Origin of the sequence: Paracoccus sp. NSM (assembly GCF_052379855.1) — a bacterium.
Lineage (GTDB): Bacteria > Pseudomonadota > Alphaproteobacteria > Rhodobacterales > Rhodobacteraceae > Paracoccus.
This window is the reverse complement of sequence record NZ_JBQTCG010000024.1, coordinates 1-16,331: the sequence shown is the minus strand read 5'-3', so window position 1 is coordinate 16,331 and position 16,331 is coordinate 1. Positions and strand designations below refer to the sequence as shown.

The following is a 16,331-nucleotide window of genomic DNA, read 5'->3' as shown; positions in this document are numbered from 1 at the left end:
GCGCGCGAGGCCCGCGCCGCTCGCGAGGCCCGCGCCGAGGCCGCCCGCGAGGCCGAGGCTCAGGCCCGCGCCCGCATCGCCGAGGACACCGACCAGACCCCCGAGGCCCTGCTGGCCGCCTTGGGCCAGATCGACGACCGCCCCGCCGAGACCCTTGAGGCCGAGATCGCCCGCCTGCGCGCGGCCCGCGACGCGCTAGGCGCCGTCAACCTGCGCGCCGACGAGGACAAGCTGGCTCTTGAGTCCGAGCGTGACCAGCTGGCGGGCGAAAAGACCGATCTGGAAGAGGCCATCCGCAAACTGCGCGCCGGGATCGGCAGCCTGAACCGCGAGGGCCGCGAACGCCTGCTGGCCGCCTTCGAGACGGTCAACACGAATTTCGCCACGCTGTTCACCACGCTCTTTGGCGGCGGCGAGGCGCGGCTGGTTCTGGTCGAATCCGACGACCCGCTGGATGCGGGGCTGGAAATCATGTGCCAGCCGCCGGGCAAGCGGCTTTCGACCCTCAGCCTGCTGTCGGGGGGCGAGCAGACCCTGACCGCCATGGCGCTGATCTTCGCGGTTTTCCTGGCCAACCCCGCGCCCATCTGCGTGCTGGACGAGGTGGACGCGCCGCTGGACGACGCGAATGTCAGCCGCTTCTGCGACCTCTTGGACGAGATGACCCGCCGCACCGACACGCGGTTCCTGATCATCACCCACCATGCGGTGACGATGGCGCGGATGGACCGGCTGTTCGGCGTGACGATGGTGGAACAGGGCGTCAGCCAGTTGGTCAGCGTCGATCTGAAACGCGCCGAGGCTCTGGTCGCCTGAGCCCGCCCGCGCTAGGGTCGGCCCGATCACGAACCAACGCGAGGACATCATGAGCGTCGAGAAAACCCTTGCCGAAAAAGGCATCACCCTGCCCGAGGCCCCCATGCCCGCCGCGAATTACGTCCCCTTCGTCCAGAGCGGCAACCTGGTCTTTGTCTCGGGCCAGATCAGCGCGGACGAGAACGGCCTGATCACCGGCAAGCTGGGTGACGGCACCAGTGTCGAGGACGGTGCCGCCGCCGCACGCCGCTGCGGGCTGGCGCTGATCGCGCAGCTCAAGGCCGCCGTGGGCGATCTGGACCGCGTCACGCGGGTGGTCAAGCTGACCGGCTTTGTCAACTCGACCCCCGATTTCACCGACCAGCCCAAGGTCATCAACGGCTGCTCGGATCTGATGGTCGAGGTCTTCGGCGATGCCGGGCGCCATTCCCGCGCCGCCGTCTCGGCGCCCTCGCTGCCCTTCGGCGTCGCGGTCGAGATCGAAGCGATCTTCGAGGTCCGCTGATGCTGGACCCCCGCTTCCTGACGGTCCCGATCACGCATCGGGGCCTGCACGCGCCGGGCGTGCCGGAAAACAGCCTTGCCGCCGCCCGCGCCGCGATCGAGGCGGGATACGGCATCGAATGCGACATCCAGCCCGGCCCGGATGGCGAGCCGCTGGTCTTTCACGATTACCAGCTGCACCGCCTGACCGGCGCGCAGGGGTTCATCGCCGCCACCGATGCGGCCACGCTGGCCGGGCTGCGCCTGCTTGGCACGGACGAGCCCGTGCCGACGCTGCGGCAGTTTCTGGACCTGATCGGGGGCCGCGTGCCGCTGCTGATCGAGATCAAGGATCAGGACGGCGCCTGCGGGCCGAACGTGGGCGCATTGTCCGCCCGTGTGGCCGAGGCTCTGGCAGGTTATGACGGCCCGGTCGCGGTCATGTCCTTCAACCCGCACATGATCGCGGCCTTCCGCGAGGCTGCGCCGGATGTCGCGGTCGGGCTGACCACCTGCGCCTTTGACGAAAAGGACTGGGCGCGCGTTTCCCCCGCCCGCCGAGACGAACTGGCCGCGATTGCCGATTACGACGCGGTGGGCGCGTCCTTCATCTCGCATGACAAGGACGATCTGGACAATCCGCGCGTCGATGCGCTGCGCGCCGCCGGGGCGGGCATCCTGACCTGGACGATCCGCTCCGAGGCCGAGGAACAGGCCGCCCGCCGCATCGCGCAGAACGTCACCTTCGAAGGCTACCGCGCCGCATATTAGGCGGGCAATCTGCCCATGAACCGGCGGGGCGCCCGATTGCGGCGCCCCGCCACACCGGGGCCCTGTCGCCGGGGCCTGACAATGCCGCGCGTCCGTCCTATCTTCGGCCCATGACCGACGCGCTGACGCTGAGCACCCATTCCTCGATCGCCGCCATCGACCCTCAGGATTGGGACGGGCTGGGCGACGGCAATCCCTTCACCTCGCACCGTTTCCTGCTTGCACTCGAGCAGTCGCGCTCGGTCGGGACGGGGACGGGCTGGCAGCCGCTGCATCTGACGCTGGAGCAGGGCGGCCGCATCGTCGGCGCGGCGCCGCTTTATGCGAAATCGCACAGCCAGGGCGAATACATCTTCGACCATGCCTGGGCGCAGGCCTATATGCGCGCGGGCGGGCATTACTATCCCAAGCTGCAATGCGCCGTGCCCTTCACGCCAGCCAGCGGCGCCCGGCTTCTGGCCCGCGACGACGCGATGCGCGCGGCCCTGCTGGAGGGGCTGACTGGGCTGGCCGAAAAGCTGCAGGTCTCGGGCGCGCATGTGACCTTTTGCACCGAGGCGGAATCGCGCCTGGGCGCCGAGGCCGGTTTCCTGCCGCGCGTGACGCAGCAATATCACTGGATTAATCGCGGCTATGGCAGCTACGAGGAATTTCTGGCCGCCCTGTCCTCGCGCAAGCGCAAGGATCTGCGCAAGGAACGCGCCCGCGCGCAGGCTTTCGGCGGGACGATCCGGCATCTGCGCGGCGATGATCTGCGGCCCCATCACTGGGACGCGTTCTGGGGCTTCTATCAGGATACCGGCGCGCGGAAATGGGGCCAGCCCTATCTGACCCGCGCCTTCTTTGACCGCATCCACGACACGATGCGCGACGAGGTGCTGCTGGTGCTGGCCGAACGCGACGGCCAGCCCATCGCCGGCGCGCTGAACTTCCTCGGCCCCGACGCGATCTATGGCCGCTATTGGGGTTGCGTCGAGGACCACGCCTTCCTGCATTTCGAGCTGTGCTATCATCAGGCGATCGACCATGCGATCACGCATGGTCTGGCGCGGGTCGAGGCCGGGGCGCAGGGCGATCACAAGCTGGCGCGGGGATACGAGCCGATGCCGATCCATTCGCTGCACTGGGTCCGCGATGGCGGCTTCCTGCAGGCGCTGGCGAACTATCTGGCGCAGGAGCGGCGCGCCATGGCCGACGAGATCGAGGCCCTGGCCGGGTTCACGCCCTTTCGCAAGGGCGATACCGGGGGGTGAGGCCGGGGGGGACTTTGCGTCCCCCCAGACCCCCCTGCAGGATATTTGCACCAAGGCAAGGACAGGGGGACTTTTGCGTCAGGCTTTTTCGAGGAGCGATTCGCCCGCGCTGATGCCGCAGCTGCCGGGGCTGTCCTCGACGTCGATCACCTCGAACGTGCCGTCGCGCAGAAGCGAGGCGAAGCGCTTGCAGCGGCCGAAGAAGCCGACCGGGGGCGCGTCGAAGTTCAGGCCGAGCGCCTTTGTCAGGCTGCCATCGGCATCGGCCAGGACCTCGATCCCGGCATTCTCGGCGCCGGTCGCGTCGGACCAGGCCTTGACCACGAAGGGGTCGTTCACCGCGATGCAGATGATCCGGTCGATGCCCTTCTGGCGGAACGCGTCTGCGGTGCGCACGAAGCTGGGCATATGGGCGTTCGTGCAGGTGCCGGTGAAGGCGCCCGGCAGGCCGAAGAGCGCCACGCGCCCCTGCATCATGCTGTCGGTGGACAGGCTTTCGGGGCCGTTCTCGCCGACGCGCAGCAATTGGCCTTGGGGCAGCTTGTCTCCGGTGGTGATGGTCATTGCACGCTCCTGAATTGCAACGGATTCGCGGGGACTATAGGCTGCGCCGCACATCGAGACCAGCGGGCAGGACAGCGGATGCGGATCGTGATCATCGGGGCCGGACAGGCGGCTGCTTCCATGGCGGCGCGGCTGCGCGCCAAGGGCCATGAGGGGACGCTGACGGTCATCGGCGCGGAATCCGTGCCGCCCTATCAGCGCCCGCCCCTGTCGAAGGCCTATCTGCTGGGGCAGATGGGGTTGGACCGGCTGACCCTGCGCGCGCCCGAATGGTGGCAGGCGCAGGGGATCGAACTGCGGTTGGGCGAGCGCGCGCTGGCGGTCGATCCGCAGGCGCGCCGGGTCACGACGGATTGCGGTGTTCTGGATTACGACGCGCTTGGCCTGACGCTTGGGGCCGCGCCGCGGCGGCTGCCTGCCGCGATGGGCGGCGATCTGCCCGGCGCGCATGTGCTGCGCGATCTGGCCGATATCGACACGCTGGCGCCGCTGATGGTCGCGGGGGCGCGGCTTGTGGTGATCGGCGGCGGCTATATCGGGCTGGAGGCCGCGGCCGTCGCGCGCAAGCTGGGCCTTGAGGTCACGCTGATCGAGGCGGCGCCGCGCATTCTGGGCCGTGTTGCCTCGGCCGAGACCGCCGACATGATCCGCGCGCTGCATCTGGCGCATGGGGTGCGGATCCTCGAGGGCGTGGGCATCACCCAGATCACCGGCACCGACCGGGCGACCGGGGTTGCTCTGAACGACGGGCGGGTGATCGAGGCCGATCTGGTCATCCAGGGCATCGGCGTCTTGCCGCGCACGGATCTGGCCCAGGCCGCCGGTCTGGCGCTGGAGAACGGTATCCGCACCGATCTGCGCGGGCGCTGTTCGCTGCCGGGCATCTGGGCGGCGGGCGATTGCGCCAGCCTGCCGCATGAGGGCGCGCAGGTCCGCCTGGAAAGCGTCGGTGCGGCGATCGACATGGCGGAATGCGTGGCCGACGACATGCTGGGGCAGGGGCGCGATCTGGTCCTGCGCCCGTGGTTCTGGTCGGATCAGTTCGACGCCAAGCTGCAGATCGCGGGTTTGAATACCGGCCATGACCAGATCGTGACGCGCCCCGGTTCGGGCGATCATGCGGGCTCGGTCTGGTATTACCGGCAGGGGCGGCTGATCTCGGTCGATGCGCTGAACGATCCGCGCGCCTACATGATCGGCAAGCGCCTGATCGAGGCCGGGCAGAGCCCTGCGCCCGATCAGGTCGCCGGGGTCCCCGATCTCAAGGCGCTGCTGGCATGAGGATCGTCGGCGGCAGCCTGCGCGGCCTGAAACTGGCCGAACTGGGTGCGGGCGATCCCGCCGCGCATCTGCGGCCCACGACCGACCGGGTGCGGGAATCGATCTTCAACCTGCTGGTCAATGGTCGCCACGGCAATCCTCTGCCCGGCGCGCGGGTGCTGGACCTGTTTGCCGGGACGGGCGCCTTGGGGATCGAGGCCCTGTCGCGCGGGGCCGCGCATCTGACGCTGGTCGATGAGGGGCGGGCGGCGCAGGGCCTTGCTCGGCAGAACCTCAAACTGGCGCGCTGCACCGATCGGGCGCGGCTGGTCGCGCGCGATGCGACGCGGCTGGGCGCGGCCGAGGGGGCGCCGCATGATCTGGTCTTTCTGGACCCTCCGTATGGTCAGGGTCTGGGCGAGGCCGCGCTGGAATCGGCGCATCAGGGCGGCTGGATCGCCCCCGGCGCGACCATCTTGTGGGAGGAAAGCCGCCCTCCGCGCCTGCCCGGATGGGCGCGCCTGCTGGATCAGCGCAGTTACGGCAGCACTGTCGTTACGCTGCTGCGCTTGCCCCCCGAGGGCGAGGGTAGCACGGAAATGTGACGGCGCCCGGCTTGCGGGCATCGCTTCTGCCCGCCACGCTGCCCGCAGGAGGACGAACCATGACGATGATACGACCCGCCCTGACCCTTGCCCTGCTGGCCGCGATGGCGGCGCCCCTGTCCGCGCAGGATCATTCCCATGCCGGCCATGACAACGGCGCCCATGCGGCGCATGACGGCGACGCCACGCCCTCGACCCGCGCCTATGTCGAGGCGATGGACAAGATGCACGAGGACATGGCCATCGAATACAGCGGTGACGCCGATATCGACTTTCTGCGTGGCATGATCCCGCATCACGAAGGCGCGGTGGCCATGGCCCAGATCGTTCTGGACCACGGCACCGATCCCGAAATCCGCGCCTTGGCGGTCGAGATCATCGAGGCGCAGGAGGCCGAGATCGCCCTGATGCGCGAATGGCTTGACCGGATGACGGCCGAGGACGCGGCCCAGTAGGGCCGCGCCGATCACGCGCGCCGATCAGTCGCGGCGGGCCAGCGAGGCGGCGGCGGCCTCCAGCGCGCCGGTGCCGTGGGGGATGTCCAGCGCGATCAGCCCGGCCTGCATCGCGCCAAGCGTTCCCATCAGCATCGCCGCGTTGCAATGGCCCATATGCGCCACGCGCAGCGCGCCTGCCGGATCGGCCGCGCCAAGGCCCACGCCAAGCGTAACGCCGCATTCCGCCGTGACCCAGGCCCGCAGCCGGTCGGCGCCGGGCAGCGTCACCGCCGTGACCGAGGCCGCCCGCGCCGCCGCATCCGCCACGCTGGCCCGGATCGCCGGATGGCCCGCCCCCCAGGCATCGACCGCCGCCCAGACCGCGCGGGCCAGCCGCGCGTGGCGGCGCCAGACGGCCTCCAGACCTTCCTCGTCCAGGATCATCCGCAGCGCCTCGTCCAGCGCATAGACCTGCTGGACCGGCGGCGTGCCGCCCCAGAAGCGCCACAGCGCCTCGGCCCCGGCGCGCAGGTGCCAATCCCAGTAGGGCGTCGTCAGGTCGCTGCGCCCGCGCGCGGCGGCCTTGTCCGAGAACCAGACAAAGGCCGTGCCGGGCAGGCACATCAGGCCCTTCTGGCTGGCCGCGATCAGCACATCGATGCCCCATTCGTCCATCCGCATCGGCGCGCAGCCAAGCGAGGCGATGGCATCGACGACCAGCAAGGCCGGGTGATCGCCCATCGCCGCGCGGATCGCGGGGATGTCGGCCATGGTCGCGCTGGCCGTGTCGGTCTGGCAGACCATCACCGCCTGCAACCGGTGCTGCCGGTCCTCGTCCAGTCGCGCCGCGATCCGGGCGGGGTCGGGCGGCAGGTTGCCGAAGTCCAGCCGTTCGACGGCAATGCCCATCGTTTCCAGCGTGTCGGCCCAAGACCGGCCGAAATGGCCGCAGGTGACGACCAGAACCGCGTCGCCCTTGTCGAACAGGTTCGCGGCGGCGGCCTCCCACCCGGCATGGCCGTTGCCGATATAGGGCGCCAGATGCGCCTGCGTGCCCGCCAGCCGCTTCAGCTGCGCCATGACCGACAGGTTCAGTTCGGCCAGAGGCTCGGCATAGATATCGGGCGAGGCGCGGTGCGCCGCGTTCAGCACCCGCATCGGCAGGGGCGAGGGGCCGGGGATGGCAATGATTTCGTGACCTTGGGACAGGCTCATGCGCGGCTTTCCTTCACATCGTGCAGAATCGGTAGGGCCGCGCGCGTGCGCCGTCAACGGGGGGATGGTGCCGCCCGCCGGGGCAGCCGCCTTGCCGCCTGCCGACCGGGCCGTTATGCCTTGGGACGCGCGGCGCGCCCGGAATGCGCGCCCAGAAGGAAAGGCCCGAGGATTGGACCCCCGTTCCGACATGCCCGCCAAGACACCGGCCCCCACGCCGACCCCGACCCCGCCTGCGCCCCATGCGGTCGCACAGCCGCAGATCGGGTCCAGCCAGATGCAGGGCCTGCTGCGGCGGTTGTGGAACGACTACCTGCACCCGCACCGCGCGGCGATGATCCTGGCCTTCGCGCTGATGACGGTCGAGGGCTCGACCCTTGCGCTGATCTCGTGGATGCTGAAGCCCCTGTTCGACCGGGTCTTCATCGGACAGGAGGAAGGCGCGCTGTGGTGGGTCGGCACGGCCATCTTCGGGGTGTTCCTTTTGCGCGCGGTCACGCTGGTCTCAAGCCGGGCGCTCTTGACGCGGATCTCGCTGTCGGTCTCGACCCGGATGCAGACGGACCTGCTGGCGCATATCCTGACGCTGGACAGCCGCTTTTTCCGCGACAACCCGCCCGGCGCCATGATCGAGCGCGTGCAGGGCGACACGATGGCCGTGCAGGGCGTCTGGGCCTCGCTGATCACCGGGGCCACGCGGGACGCCATCGCGCTGGTCATGCTGTTCGCGGTGGCGGTGAACATCGACCCGTGGTGGACGCTGGCCGCGCTGATCGGCGCGCCGATCCTGATCCTGCCCGCCGCGCTGGTGCAGCGCTACATCCGCCGCAAGATGCGCCAGACCCGCGCCAATGCCAGCCTGCGCGCCATGCGTCTGGACGAGGTGCTGCACGGCATCGCCTCGATCCGCCTGAACCGGGCCGAGGCCGACCAGACCGCGCGTTTCGCCGCCATCGTCGGCCGCATCCGGCAGGCCGAAACCAAAGTCGCGGCGACATCCTCGGTCATCCCGGCGCTGACCGATATCGTGACGGGCATCGGCTTCATCGCGGTGCTGGCCCTTGGCGGGCGCGAGGTGATGGAAGGCACGCGCAGCGTCGGCGACTTCATGGCCTTCTTCACCGCGCTGGCGCTGGCCTTCCAGCCGATGCGGCGCCTTGGGGGCTTGGCGGGCATCTGGCAGACGGCGGCGGCCAGTCTGGAACGGATTTATCAGGTCTTCGACACGAAGCCGACCGTCGTGTCCGGCCCGCGGCTCGAACCGCCGACACATACCGCCATCGCGCTGGACGATGTGTGGCTGTCCTATGACGGCCAGCCGGTCCTGCGCGGATTGACCTTCTCCGCCGAGGCGGGCTGCACCACCGCGCTGGTCGGCCCGTCGGGGGCGGGCAAATCCACCGTGTTCAACCTGCTGACCCGCATGATCGACCCCGAAAGCGGGCAGGTGACATTGGGCGGCGTTCCGGTGCGCGACTACGATCTGGGCGTGCTGCGCGACCAGTTCTCGACCGTGGCTCAGGAATCGGCGCTGTTCGACGAAAGCCTGCGCGACAACGTGCTGATGGGCCGCCCCTCGGCCAGCGAGGCCGATCTGGCCCGCGCGCTGGACGCCGCCCATGTCAGTGATTTCCTCGACGAGACGCGCAGCCTCAACAGCCCGGCCGGGCCGCGCGGCTCGGCCCTGTCGGGCGGCCAGCGCCAGCGCATCGCCATCGCCCGGGCAATCCTGCGCGACGCCCCCGTGCTGCTGCTGGACGAGGCGACCAGCGCGCTGGACACGGCCAGCGAAAGGCTGGTGCAGGACGCGCTGGACCGGCTGGCGCAGGGGCGCACCACGCTGGTCATCGCGCACCGCCTGTCCACCATCCGCAACGCCGACAAGATCGTGGTTCTGGATGCCGGGCGGGTTGTCGAACAGGGCAGCCATGACCAGTTGATGGCAAAGGGCGGCACCTATGCCCGCCTTGTCGCCCTGCAATTCGGAGCCGAGACATGAACCGCCAGATCATCCGCGTCACCGGCGAGGACCGCGAGACCTTTCTGCAAGGCCTCGTCACCAACGACGTGCGCCGCGCGCCCTGCTGGGCGGCGATCCTGACCCCTCAGGGCAAGTATCTGGCCGATTTCCTGATCGTGCCCGCCCCCGAGGCGCTGCTGATCGACGTCGATGCGCGGCTGGCCGATGACCTGATGCGGCGGCTTTCGATGTATCGCCTGCGCTCGCGGGTGACGCTGGACGCGCTGGACATGCCGGTCGCCCGTGGCACGGGTGCCGCGCCCGAAAATGCCATCCCCGATCCGCGCCACCCCGCGCTTGGCTGGCGCCTTTACGGCGAGGCGGGCGAGGATGGCAGCGACTGGGACGCGATCCGGGTCGAACACCTGATCCCCGAAACCCTGGCCGAGCTGATCCCGAACGAGACCTACATCCTCGAAGCCGGGTTCGAGCGCCTGAACGGCGTCGATTTCCGCAAGGGCTGCTATGTCGGGCAAGAGGTCACGGCCCGCATGAAGCACAAGACCGAACTGCGAAAGGGCCTTGCCCGCCTGCGGATCACGGGCGAGGCCGCGCCCGGCACGCCGATCACCCATGAGGGGCGCGAGGTCGGCACGCTGCACACGCAATCGGGCGGCCGCGCGCTGGCCCATGTCCGCTTCGACCGGCTGGCGCCCGGCATGGATGCCGCAGGGGCGCGGCTCGACCCCGACACATGAGCCGCAGGGCCGACCTTTCCGGCCCCGATGACGCGCAGGAACGCCCGCGCAAGATCGTCCATATCGACATGGACGCCTTCTACGCCTCGGTCGAACAGCGCGACAATCCCGACCTGCGCGGCAAGCCGGTGGCGGTGGGCGGCTCGGCTGCGCGCGGCGTCGTCGCCGCCGCCAGCTACGAGGCCCGCACCTTCGGCGTGCGCTCCGCCATGCCCTCGCTGCGCGCGGCGCGCCTGTGCCCCGACCTGATCTTCGTGCGCCCCCGCTTCGACACCTACCGCGCCGTGAGCCAGCAGATCCGCGCGATCTTCGCCGATTACACGCCGCTGGTGGAACCTCTCTCGCTGGACGAGGCCTATCTGGACCTGACCGACCACCTCGCAGGCCGCACCGCCACCGCCGTCGCACAAGAGATCCGCGCCCGCATCCGGCAACAGACCGCCCTGACCGCCAGCGCGGGCGTCAGCTACAACAAGTTCCTCGCGAAACTGGCCTCCGACCAGAACAAGCCCGACGGGCTCTGCGTCATCACCCCCGAACGCGGCCCCGAATTCGTCCTGTCCCTGCCGGTGGGCAAGTTCCACGGCATCGGCCCGGCCACGGCGGCGCGAATGCAGGCGATGGGCATCCAGACGGGCGCCGACCTGCGCGCCCAAAGCCTCGATCTTCTGACACGCCATTTCGGCAAGTCCGGCAGCTATTACTGGAACATCTCGCGCGGCATCGACCACCGCCGCGTCAGCCCCGACCGCATCCGCAAATCCATCGGCGCCGAAAACACCTATTCCGCCGACCTGATGACCCTCGATCAGGCGGCCGAGGCGCTGGCCCCGCTGGCCGCCAAGGTCTGGTCCGCCGCGACCCGCCACGAGATGCGCGGCCGCACCGTCACGCTCAAGGTCAAGTTCGCCGATTTCCAGCAGATCACCCGCGCCCGAACCCTGCCGCAACCCGTCGCATCCGAGCCCCAGCTCCTCGGGCTCGCCCGCGATCTGGCCGCCACGGTCCTGCCCGACCCCCGCGGCGCCCGCCTTCTGGGCATCACCCTGTCGCATTTCGACAGCGATGACCGGGTGACCGTGCAACTCGACCTCTTCGGCGACCCGGCCTGATGGGCCCCTTTGCCTTGGTGCAAATATCCTCCGGGGGTCCGGGGGTGGAAAACCCCCGGCGGTCGCGGGACGCAAAAAGCCCCGCGCAAGGTGCTGCGCGGGGCTCTCAGGTGACGTCGAAAGGCCGAGGTCAGGCGCGTTCGCTGTATTCGAACAATTCGGTATTCACGACGATCTGCTCGCCCTCGCCGACGAAGGGCGGGATCATGATGCGCACGCCATTGTCCAGGATCGCGGGCTTGTAGCTGTTCGCCGCCGTCTGGCCCTTCACGACCGGCTCGGTCTCGGCGACGGTGCAGGTCACCTTCTGCGGGATCGAGACCGACAGCGCCTCTTCGCCGTAATACTCGATCGTGGCGGTCATGCCGTCCTGCAGGAAGGGGCGGCGGTCGCCCAGCAGCTCGGCATCCAGCTCGGTCTGCTCGAAGGTCTCACTGTCCATGAACACCAGCTTGCCGTCGGTTTCATACAGGAATTGCTGGTCCTTCTGGTCCAAACGCACGCGCTCGACCTTGTCTTCCGACCGGAAACGCTCGTTCAGCTTGCGGCCGTCGCGCAGGTTCTTCATCTCGACCTGGGCAAAGGCGCCGCCCTTGCCGGGCTTCACATGGCTGACCTTCACGGCGGCCCAGAGGCCCCCGTCATGTTCCAGCACGTTGCCGGGGCGGATTTCGTTGCCGTTGATCTTGGGCATGGGGTGGGTCTCGTCGGTTTGCGGAAAAAATCAGGTCGCCCGGGGCGTTGAACGACCGCTTGGCGCCCCTATATCGGGGCCTGCGGTATGAGGCAACCAAATCGGGCTTGTGACGTTGTCAAGGGATGCCCTGCGGCAAAATCGCGCCGCAGGCCCCAAAATGCGAAAGTTTTTGCCCTGTCTTTGCATGACATGCAGTAAGGACATGGCAGACATGCGGCGGCAGGAATACCGAATCGGCGGCGCGATAGGCTAAGGCTGTCGCTCCCGTCGGAGAAACGGAATGATAACCAGGGACATGCCAAACATGCCCCGAAGGCCTCCTTTGCCCAAGGTGGCCGCAGAGATGGACGAAAATGATGCGCGATTTTGTTGACGGCTCGGCTTTCAATTTCGAACAAGGCCAGCGTGCCCGCAAGCTGTTTGCGGCGGTGGTGCTGGCGGCTCTGGACGATGCCATTGCCGACGACAAGAAATATGGCAACGGCCCCGAGCAGATCGCCCGGTGGGCGCGGTCGCGCGACGGCCGCGAAGTGCTGTCCTGCGCCGGGATCGACCCGAACGAGCGTGTGGTCAAGGGGCTGATGGAATTCGTGTCCAAGGGCGTGCGCACCTCGGTCGCGCTGTCGCGTGAGGAAAGCGAGCGTCGCATGGCCGCCGAGGCTGACGAGGCCGAAGCCGCCTGATCGCGCCTGCATCCGCGTATCAACGGCCGCCCCTCTGGGCGGCCTTTTGCGTCAAAGCCGCGTGATCACGCGCTGCGAATAGAAGTGGCGCACATCCTCGGCATTGCAAAGCTGCGTCGCGGGCGTCATCACCGCAGCCGAGGCCGCTGCGGTGCCAAGGGCCAGCGCCTCTTGCGCGGGCCAGCCGCGCGCCATCGCCAGAACGAAGCCCGCCACGAAGCTGTCGCCCGCGCCCACGGCGCTGACGACATCCACCTTGGCCGCCGCCGCGTGCCATGCGCCCTCTGGCCCCGCGATCACCGACCCGTCGGCGCCGCGTGCCACGATCACCGACCGCGCCGCACCGTGCTGGACCAGCCCGGCCGCGAATTCGGCGCTGTCCTCGCGCCGGGGCAGGGGTCGGCCTGCCAGACCCTCGGCCTCGTGGCTGTCCATGCGCAGCACGTCAACCGGGATCGACGACCCCGCCAGCGCCATCAGCGCCTCTCCCGACGTATCGACCAGCAGTTTGGCGCGCCCGTCCTTCAGGCGCACGGTCAGCATCTGCTCGAATCCCGGCGCGATGCCGGGCGGGTTCGACCCCGACACGACCACCCAGCCCCCGGCCAGCGCGGCCTCGGCAATGGCGGCGATGGTGCCGGCAAGCTGGGTCATGTGCCACTCCGGCCCCGGCATCACGAAACGGTATTGCCCGCCGGTCCTCCGGTCGGTGACGGCCAGAGACTGGCGCGTCTCGCCCGGCGCGGTCAGGCGCAGCACGTCAAGGCCCGCATCGCGCAGCATGTCGGCCATGCGCGCGCCCGTCGCGCCGCCAAGCGCGACCATCGCGGTGGATTGCCCGCCGATGATCTTGATGGCGCGGCTGACATTGATGCCGCCGCCGCCCGGGTCCATGACCGGCTTGTCGCAGCGCAGCTTGAGGTCGGGAACCACGCTGTCGGCGGCGGTGGACAGGTCCAGCGCCGGGTTCAGCGTGACCGTCAGGATGGGGGCCTGGCCGCTCATTCCCACCACTTGTCGATGCGGGCGATGTCGTCATCCGACCAGCCAAAATGATGCGCCATCTCATGCGTGACGATATGCACGACCAGATCGCCAAGCGAGACATCCCCGCGCGAGGCCCATTCGTCCAGGATCGGGCGGCGATAAAGCCAGATGATGTCGGGCTGGCCCGGCTGGTCGCTGACCGACTTTTCCGTCAGCGGCACGCCGTCATAGAGGCCGGTCAGTTCGAACGGGTCGTCGATCTGCAATTCGTCCAGGACGTCGTCGGGGGCGAATTCGGCCACGCGGATGGCGACGCCCGCCGCGCCCTCGGCGAATTCGGCAGGCAGGCCGGTCAATGCGCTGCGTGCCATCGCCTCGATCTCGGCTGCATCCGGGGGGGTCAGCCCGTCCCAATCGGTCATTCGCGCCTCCTGCGTTCAGCCCCTGATATGGACAAAAAGCGCCGCCTGTGAAAGAGCGATGCCAACAGGAGACGTCCCATGACCATCACTCGCTTCGCGCCCTCGCCCACGGGCCACATCCATGTGGGCAACCTGCGCACCGCGCTGTTCAACTATCTGATCGCCCGCAAGACCGGCGGCACCTTCATCCTTCGCCTGGACGATACCGACCAGGAGCGTAGCAAGGAGGAATATGTCGATGGCATCAAGCGCGATCTCGACTGGCTGGGCCTGCACTGGGACCGGGTCGAGCGTCAGTCCCTGCGGCTGGACCGCTACCGCGCCGAGGCCGAGGCGCTGAAGGCGTCGGGCCGTCTTTATGAGGTGTTCGAGACCCCGACCGAACTGGACCTCAAGCGCAAGAAGCTGCTGAACATGGGCCGCCCGCCGGTCTATGACCGCACCGGCCTGTCGCTGTCGGATGCCGACAAGGACCGCCTGCGCGCCGAGGGCCGCGAGGGCTATTGGCGCTTCCTGCTGGAGCAGGAGCGGATCGAATGGCATGACGGCATCCTGGGCGACATCTCGATCGACGCGGCCTCGGTCAGCGACCCGGTGCTGATCCGCGCCGACGGTCAGGTGCTGTACACCTTCGCCAGCAGCGTGGACGACACCGACATGGGCGTGACGCATATCGTGCGCGGGTCCGATCATGTGACGAACACGGCGACGCAGATCCAGATCATCAAGGCGATCGGCGGCACGCCTCCGGCATTCGCGCACCATTCGCTGCTGACCGGCGCCAAGGGCGAAGAGCTGTCCAAGCGCATCGGCGCGCTGTCGCTGAAGGACCTGCGCGAGGCGGGGGTGGCGCCCGAGGCGCTGATCTCGCTGATGGCGCGGCTGGGATCGGGCGTGCCGGTGGGGCTGGCCTCGCTGGACGATCTGGCCGAAAGCTTCGATCTGGGCCAGTTCGGCGCCTCGCCCACCAAGTTCGATGCCGAGGACCTGTGGCCGCTGACGCGAGAGCGCAACCAGGCTCTGCCCTTCGATCAGGTTGCAGACCGGATCGCCGCGCTTGGCGTGCCCGCCGATCAGGCCGAGCGGTTCTGGCGCGTCGCCTCGCAGAACATCACCCGGCTGGACGATCTGGCCGATTGGTGGCGCATCTTCAGCGAAGGCGCCGAGCCGCAGATCGACCCCGAGGATGCCGATTTCGTGGCCGAGGCCATGACCCTGCTGCCCGAGGGGCCGTTCACCGACGCGACTTGGGGCGAATGGACGGCCCGGGTCAAGGAAGCCACCGGCCGCAAGGGCAAGGCGCTGTTCATGCCGCTGCGCAAGGCCGTGACCGGGCAGGCGCATGGCCCGGACATGTCCGAAGTGATGCCGCTGCTGCGCGTGGTGAAAGCGCGCCCCTGATCGCGTCCCGCGACGTTGCGGGGGGCTTGCCGCCCCCCGCACCCCCCGCCGCGGCGCATGGATGGGCAGGCCGGACCGCCCATTCGACAAACCGCGCCAAGCGCCCAGATTTCGGTCGAAAAGCGCTTGACGCCACCCCGCCGGTCCCTTAGATCGCCCTCACCGTGGCGGAGTAGCTCAGTTGGTTAGAGCAGCGGAATCATAATCCGCGTGTCGGGGGTTCAAGTCCCTCCTCCGCTACCACGATTCCCCCTGCTGAAGTCCCTGGAATGGCATGAGGCTAGTTGATGCTGGCTGCCAGTTGCCGCGCATTTGAGCATTTTTCAGGCCCTGCCTTGCGACTTGCGCCAACTGGTCGCAGGGGCGGCTGCGATCAACCATTCGAAACGCTTTTGCAACGCAGCGATGCGCTTGTCGGCAGGGGATGCGCACCCCGAACCTGCGAAAGGAATTCGCAAACGCCGGCAGCGACGGGTTCGCTGCTGTCATCCTTCTGACATGATAGGATTGAAACGTGCCGCATAGTTGTTCCATTGCTGCAATAAAAAAATCAACAAAATCAAAGATTTTATTTTGCATCTGTGCAGTGGCTCTTCCATTTTTGCCACATATTCTGTCCGCACTGGACATGAGGAAAACCGCTCCGAGGGAGCGGTTTCATAATTCTAGCCGCTAGCCAGCCTGCGCATATACGATCGCGTCATCACATCCCTTTCAACTAACATCCTGACGACGAAAGATGATCCGATTGTCGCCATCAAAAATGAGCGGCTCGATTCCGTCCTTGTAGAGTTCACGGCATAGATTGGCTGTGTCGCGTCGCAGTGCACGGGCGAGATCCGCAGCGGAAATAAACTGATCGGAGAAAGCCTCGACGGATTTTTCATCGACCACCAGCCGGCGCTCC

General features: G+C 68.2%; 18 protein-coding genes, 1 tRNA gene and 1 pseudogene. 13 read left to right on the top strand and 7 right to left on the bottom strand.

Translation table 11 applies throughout. From position 1 onward, the window contains the following. The 4 genes and pseudogenes from ACTZWU_RS16480 to ACTZWU_RS16465 form a co-directional block, all read left to right on the top strand. Positions 1-816 (top strand): annotated as a pseudogene (locus ACTZWU_RS16480) (chromosome segregation protein SMC); the annotation flags it as partial. Positions 817-865: 49 nt separating this feature from the next. Beyond that, entirely contained in the window at positions 866-1,321 is a 456-nt protein-coding gene (locus tag ACTZWU_RS16475; protein ID WP_444738448.1) for a RidA family protein, read from the top strand. Then, a complete protein-coding gene (locus ACTZWU_RS16470) occupies positions 1,321-2,070 on the top strand; it encodes a glycerophosphodiester phosphodiesterase family protein (protein WP_444738447.1) in 750 nt (249 codons plus the stop codon). The genes ACTZWU_RS16475 and ACTZWU_RS16470 overlap by 1 nt, the downstream gene beginning before the upstream one ends. Before the next feature lie 110 nt (positions 2,071-2,180). Further along, positions 2,181-3,323 (top strand): GNAT family N-acetyltransferase, encoded by a 1,143-nt coding sequence (locus ACTZWU_RS16465; protein ID WP_444738446.1) that lies wholly within the window; start codon positions 2,181-2,183, stop codon positions 3,321-3,323. Positions 3,324-3,401: 78 nt separating this feature from the next. Here ACTZWU_RS16465 and ACTZWU_RS16460 read toward each other — a convergent pair whose 3' ends face one another. Next, positions 3,402-3,887: a peroxiredoxin gene (locus tag ACTZWU_RS16460; RefSeq protein WP_444738445.1), complete on the bottom strand. Its 486-nt coding sequence runs from the start codon at positions 3,885-3,887 to the stop codon at positions 3,402-3,404. A gap of 78 nt (positions 3,888-3,965) precedes the next feature. Here ACTZWU_RS16460 and ACTZWU_RS16455 point away from each other — a divergent pair, with 78 nt between their 5' ends. The 3 genes from ACTZWU_RS16455 (at position 3,966) to copM (ending at position 6,207) form a co-directional block, all read left to right on the top strand. Continuing rightward, positions 3,966-5,168 (top strand): NAD(P)/FAD-dependent oxidoreductase, encoded by a 1,203-nt coding sequence (locus tag ACTZWU_RS16455; protein WP_444738444.1) that lies wholly within the window; start codon positions 3,966-3,968, stop codon positions 5,166-5,168. After that, the gene (gene rsmD, locus ACTZWU_RS16450) at positions 5,165-5,752 is read left to right on the top strand and encodes a 16S rRNA (guanine(966)-N(2))-methyltransferase RsmD (RefSeq protein ID WP_444738443.1); all 588 of its coding nucleotides are present in this window, start codon (positions 5,165-5,167) and stop codon (positions 5,750-5,752) included. The genes ACTZWU_RS16455 and rsmD overlap by 4 nt, the downstream gene beginning before the upstream one ends. A gap of 65 nt (positions 5,753-5,817) precedes the next feature. Further along, positions 5,818-6,207 (top strand): CopM family metallochaperone, encoded by a 390-nt coding sequence (gene copM / locus ACTZWU_RS16445; protein ID WP_444738450.1) that lies wholly within the window; start codon positions 5,818-5,820, stop codon positions 6,205-6,207. 24 nt (positions 6,208-6,231) lie between these two features. Here the strand turns inward: copM and ACTZWU_RS16440 are convergent, their stop codons facing one another. Further along, positions 6,232-7,404, bottom strand: a complete 1,173-nt coding sequence (locus ACTZWU_RS16440; RefSeq protein WP_444738442.1) for a pyridoxal-phosphate-dependent aminotransferase family protein — start codon at positions 7,402-7,404, stop codon at positions 6,232-6,234. A 277-nt stretch (positions 7,405-7,681) separates the two neighbouring features. On the opposite strand from ACTZWU_RS16440, the gene ACTZWU_RS16435 reads away from it, so the two are divergent. The 3 genes from ACTZWU_RS16435 to dinB are packed head-to-tail and all read left to right on the top strand — an operon-like array spanning position 7,682 to position 11,234. Next, on the top strand, positions 7,682-9,403 hold the full coding sequence (locus ACTZWU_RS16435; RefSeq protein WP_444738449.1) for an ABC transporter ATP-binding protein: 1,722 nt from the start codon (positions 7,682-7,684) through the stop codon (positions 9,401-9,403). After that, positions 9,400-10,122 carry a CAF17-like 4Fe-4S cluster assembly/insertion protein YgfZ gene (ygfZ, locus tag ACTZWU_RS16430; protein ID WP_444738441.1) on the top strand — a complete coding sequence of 241 codons (723 nt, stop codon included), beginning with the start codon at positions 9,400-9,402 and terminating at the stop codon, positions 10,120-10,122. Before ACTZWU_RS16435 ends, ygfZ begins: the two co-directional genes overlap by 4 nt. Continuing rightward, entirely contained in the window at positions 10,119-11,234 is a 1,116-nt protein-coding gene (gene dinB / locus ACTZWU_RS16425; protein ID WP_444738440.1) for a DNA polymerase IV, read from the top strand. Before ygfZ ends, dinB begins: the two co-directional genes overlap by 4 nt. Before the next feature lie 130 nt (positions 11,235-11,364). Here the strand turns inward: dinB and efp are convergent, their stop codons facing one another. After that, positions 11,365-11,928 carry an elongation factor P gene (gene efp, locus ACTZWU_RS16420; protein WP_304617991.1) on the bottom strand — a complete coding sequence of 188 codons (564 nt, stop codon included), beginning with the start codon at positions 11,926-11,928 and terminating at the stop codon, positions 11,365-11,367. 359 nt (positions 11,929-12,287) lie between these two features. Between efp and ACTZWU_RS16415 the strand changes: the two genes are divergently transcribed. After that, complete coding sequence (locus tag ACTZWU_RS16415) at positions 12,288-12,614, top strand: DUF6280 family protein (protein ID WP_101752457.1); 327 nt, start codon at positions 12,288-12,290, stop codon at positions 12,612-12,614. Between the two features lie 51 nt (positions 12,615-12,665). Here the strand turns inward: ACTZWU_RS16415 and ACTZWU_RS16410 are convergent, their stop codons facing one another. Both ACTZWU_RS16410 and ACTZWU_RS16405 read right to left on the bottom strand, forming a co-directional pair. Next, positions 12,666-13,619, bottom strand: coding sequence for a 1-phosphofructokinase family hexose kinase (locus ACTZWU_RS16410; RefSeq protein ID WP_444738439.1), 954 nt, complete (start codon positions 13,617-13,619; stop codon positions 12,666-12,668). After that, complete coding sequence (locus ACTZWU_RS16405) at positions 13,616-14,023, bottom strand: metallopeptidase family protein (protein ID WP_304617993.1); 408 nt, start codon at positions 14,021-14,023, stop codon at positions 13,616-13,618. The genes ACTZWU_RS16410 and ACTZWU_RS16405 overlap by 4 nt, the downstream gene beginning before the upstream one ends. 78 nt (positions 14,024-14,101) lie before the next feature. Between ACTZWU_RS16405 and gltX the strand changes: the two genes are divergently transcribed. Further along, positions 14,102-15,424, top strand: a complete 1,323-nt coding sequence (gltX, locus tag ACTZWU_RS16400; protein ID WP_444738438.1) for a glutamate--tRNA ligase — start codon at positions 14,102-14,104, stop codon at positions 15,422-15,424. Between the two features lie 166 nt (positions 15,425-15,590). Continuing rightward, positions 15,591-15,667, top strand: a tRNA-Met gene (locus ACTZWU_RS16395). Here the strand turns inward: ACTZWU_RS16395 and ACTZWU_RS16390 are convergent. Further along, positions 15,662-16,054 carry a hypothetical protein gene (locus ACTZWU_RS16390; RefSeq protein WP_444738437.1) on the bottom strand — a complete coding sequence of 131 codons (393 nt, stop codon included), beginning with the start codon at positions 16,052-16,054 and terminating at the stop codon, positions 15,662-15,664. The genes ACTZWU_RS16395 and ACTZWU_RS16390 overlap by 6 nt on opposite strands. Before the next feature lie 84 nt (positions 16,055-16,138). Then, positions 16,139-16,331 (bottom strand): hypothetical protein (locus tag ACTZWU_RS16385; RefSeq protein WP_444738436.1); only part of this gene is annotated, 193 nt, incomplete at its 5' end.

Bases quoted from the DNA above. Each gene is read 5' to 3' on its own strand.
- ygfZ (WP_444738441.1), top strand. From the start codon at position 9,400: ATGAACCGCCAGATCATCCGCGTCACCGGCGAGGACCGCGAGACCTTT.
- ACTZWU_RS16390 (WP_444738437.1), bottom strand. From the start codon at position 16,054: ATGTCCAGTGCGGACAGAATATGTGGCAAAAATGGAAGAGCCACTGCA.
- ACTZWU_RS16470 (WP_444738447.1), top strand. From the start codon at position 1,321: ATGCTGGACCCCCGCTTCCTGACGGTCCCGATCACGCATCGGGGCCTG.
- ACTZWU_RS16460 (WP_444738445.1), bottom strand. From the start codon at position 3,887: ATGACCATCACCACCGGAGACAAGCTGCCCCAAGGCCAATTGCTGCGC.
- dinB (WP_444738440.1), top strand. From the start codon at position 10,119: ATGAGCCGCAGGGCCGACCTTTCCGGCCCCGATGACGCGCAGGAACGC.
- ACTZWU_RS16415 (WP_101752457.1), top strand. From the start codon at position 12,288: ATGCGCGATTTTGTTGACGGCTCGGCTTTCAATTTCGAACAAGGCCAG.
- copM (WP_444738450.1), top strand. From the start codon at position 5,818: ATGATACGACCCGCCCTGACCCTTGCCCTGCTGGCCGCGATGGCGGCG.
- ACTZWU_RS16410 (WP_444738439.1), bottom strand. From the start codon at position 13,619: ATGAGCGGCCAGGCCCCCATCCTGACGGTCACGCTGAACCCGGCGCTG.
- ACTZWU_RS16435 (WP_444738449.1), top strand. From the start codon at position 7,682: ATGCAGGGCCTGCTGCGGCGGTTGTGGAACGACTACCTGCACCCGCAC.
- ACTZWU_RS16455 (WP_444738444.1), top strand. From the start codon at position 3,966: ATGCGGATCGTGATCATCGGGGCCGGACAGGCGGCTGCTTCCATGGCG.
- ACTZWU_RS16405 (WP_304617993.1), bottom strand. From the start codon at position 14,023: ATGACCGATTGGGACGGGCTGACCCCCCCGGATGCAGCCGAGATCGAG.
- ACTZWU_RS16475 (WP_444738448.1), top strand. From the start codon at position 866: ATGAGCGTCGAGAAAACCCTTGCCGAAAAAGGCATCACCCTGCCCGAG.
- rsmD (WP_444738443.1), top strand. From the start codon at position 5,165: ATGAGGATCGTCGGCGGCAGCCTGCGCGGCCTGAAACTGGCCGAACTG.
- ACTZWU_RS16440 (WP_444738442.1), bottom strand. From the start codon at position 7,404: ATGAGCCTGTCCCAAGGTCACGAAATCATTGCCATCCCCGGCCCCTCG.
- ACTZWU_RS16465 (WP_444738446.1), top strand. From the start codon at position 2,181: ATGACCGACGCGCTGACGCTGAGCACCCATTCCTCGATCGCCGCCATC.
- efp (WP_304617991.1), bottom strand. From the start codon at position 11,928: ATGCCCAAGATCAACGGCAACGAAATCCGCCCCGGCAACGTGCTGGAA.
- gltX (WP_444738438.1), top strand. From the start codon at position 14,102: ATGACCATCACTCGCTTCGCGCCCTCGCCCACGGGCCACATCCATGTG.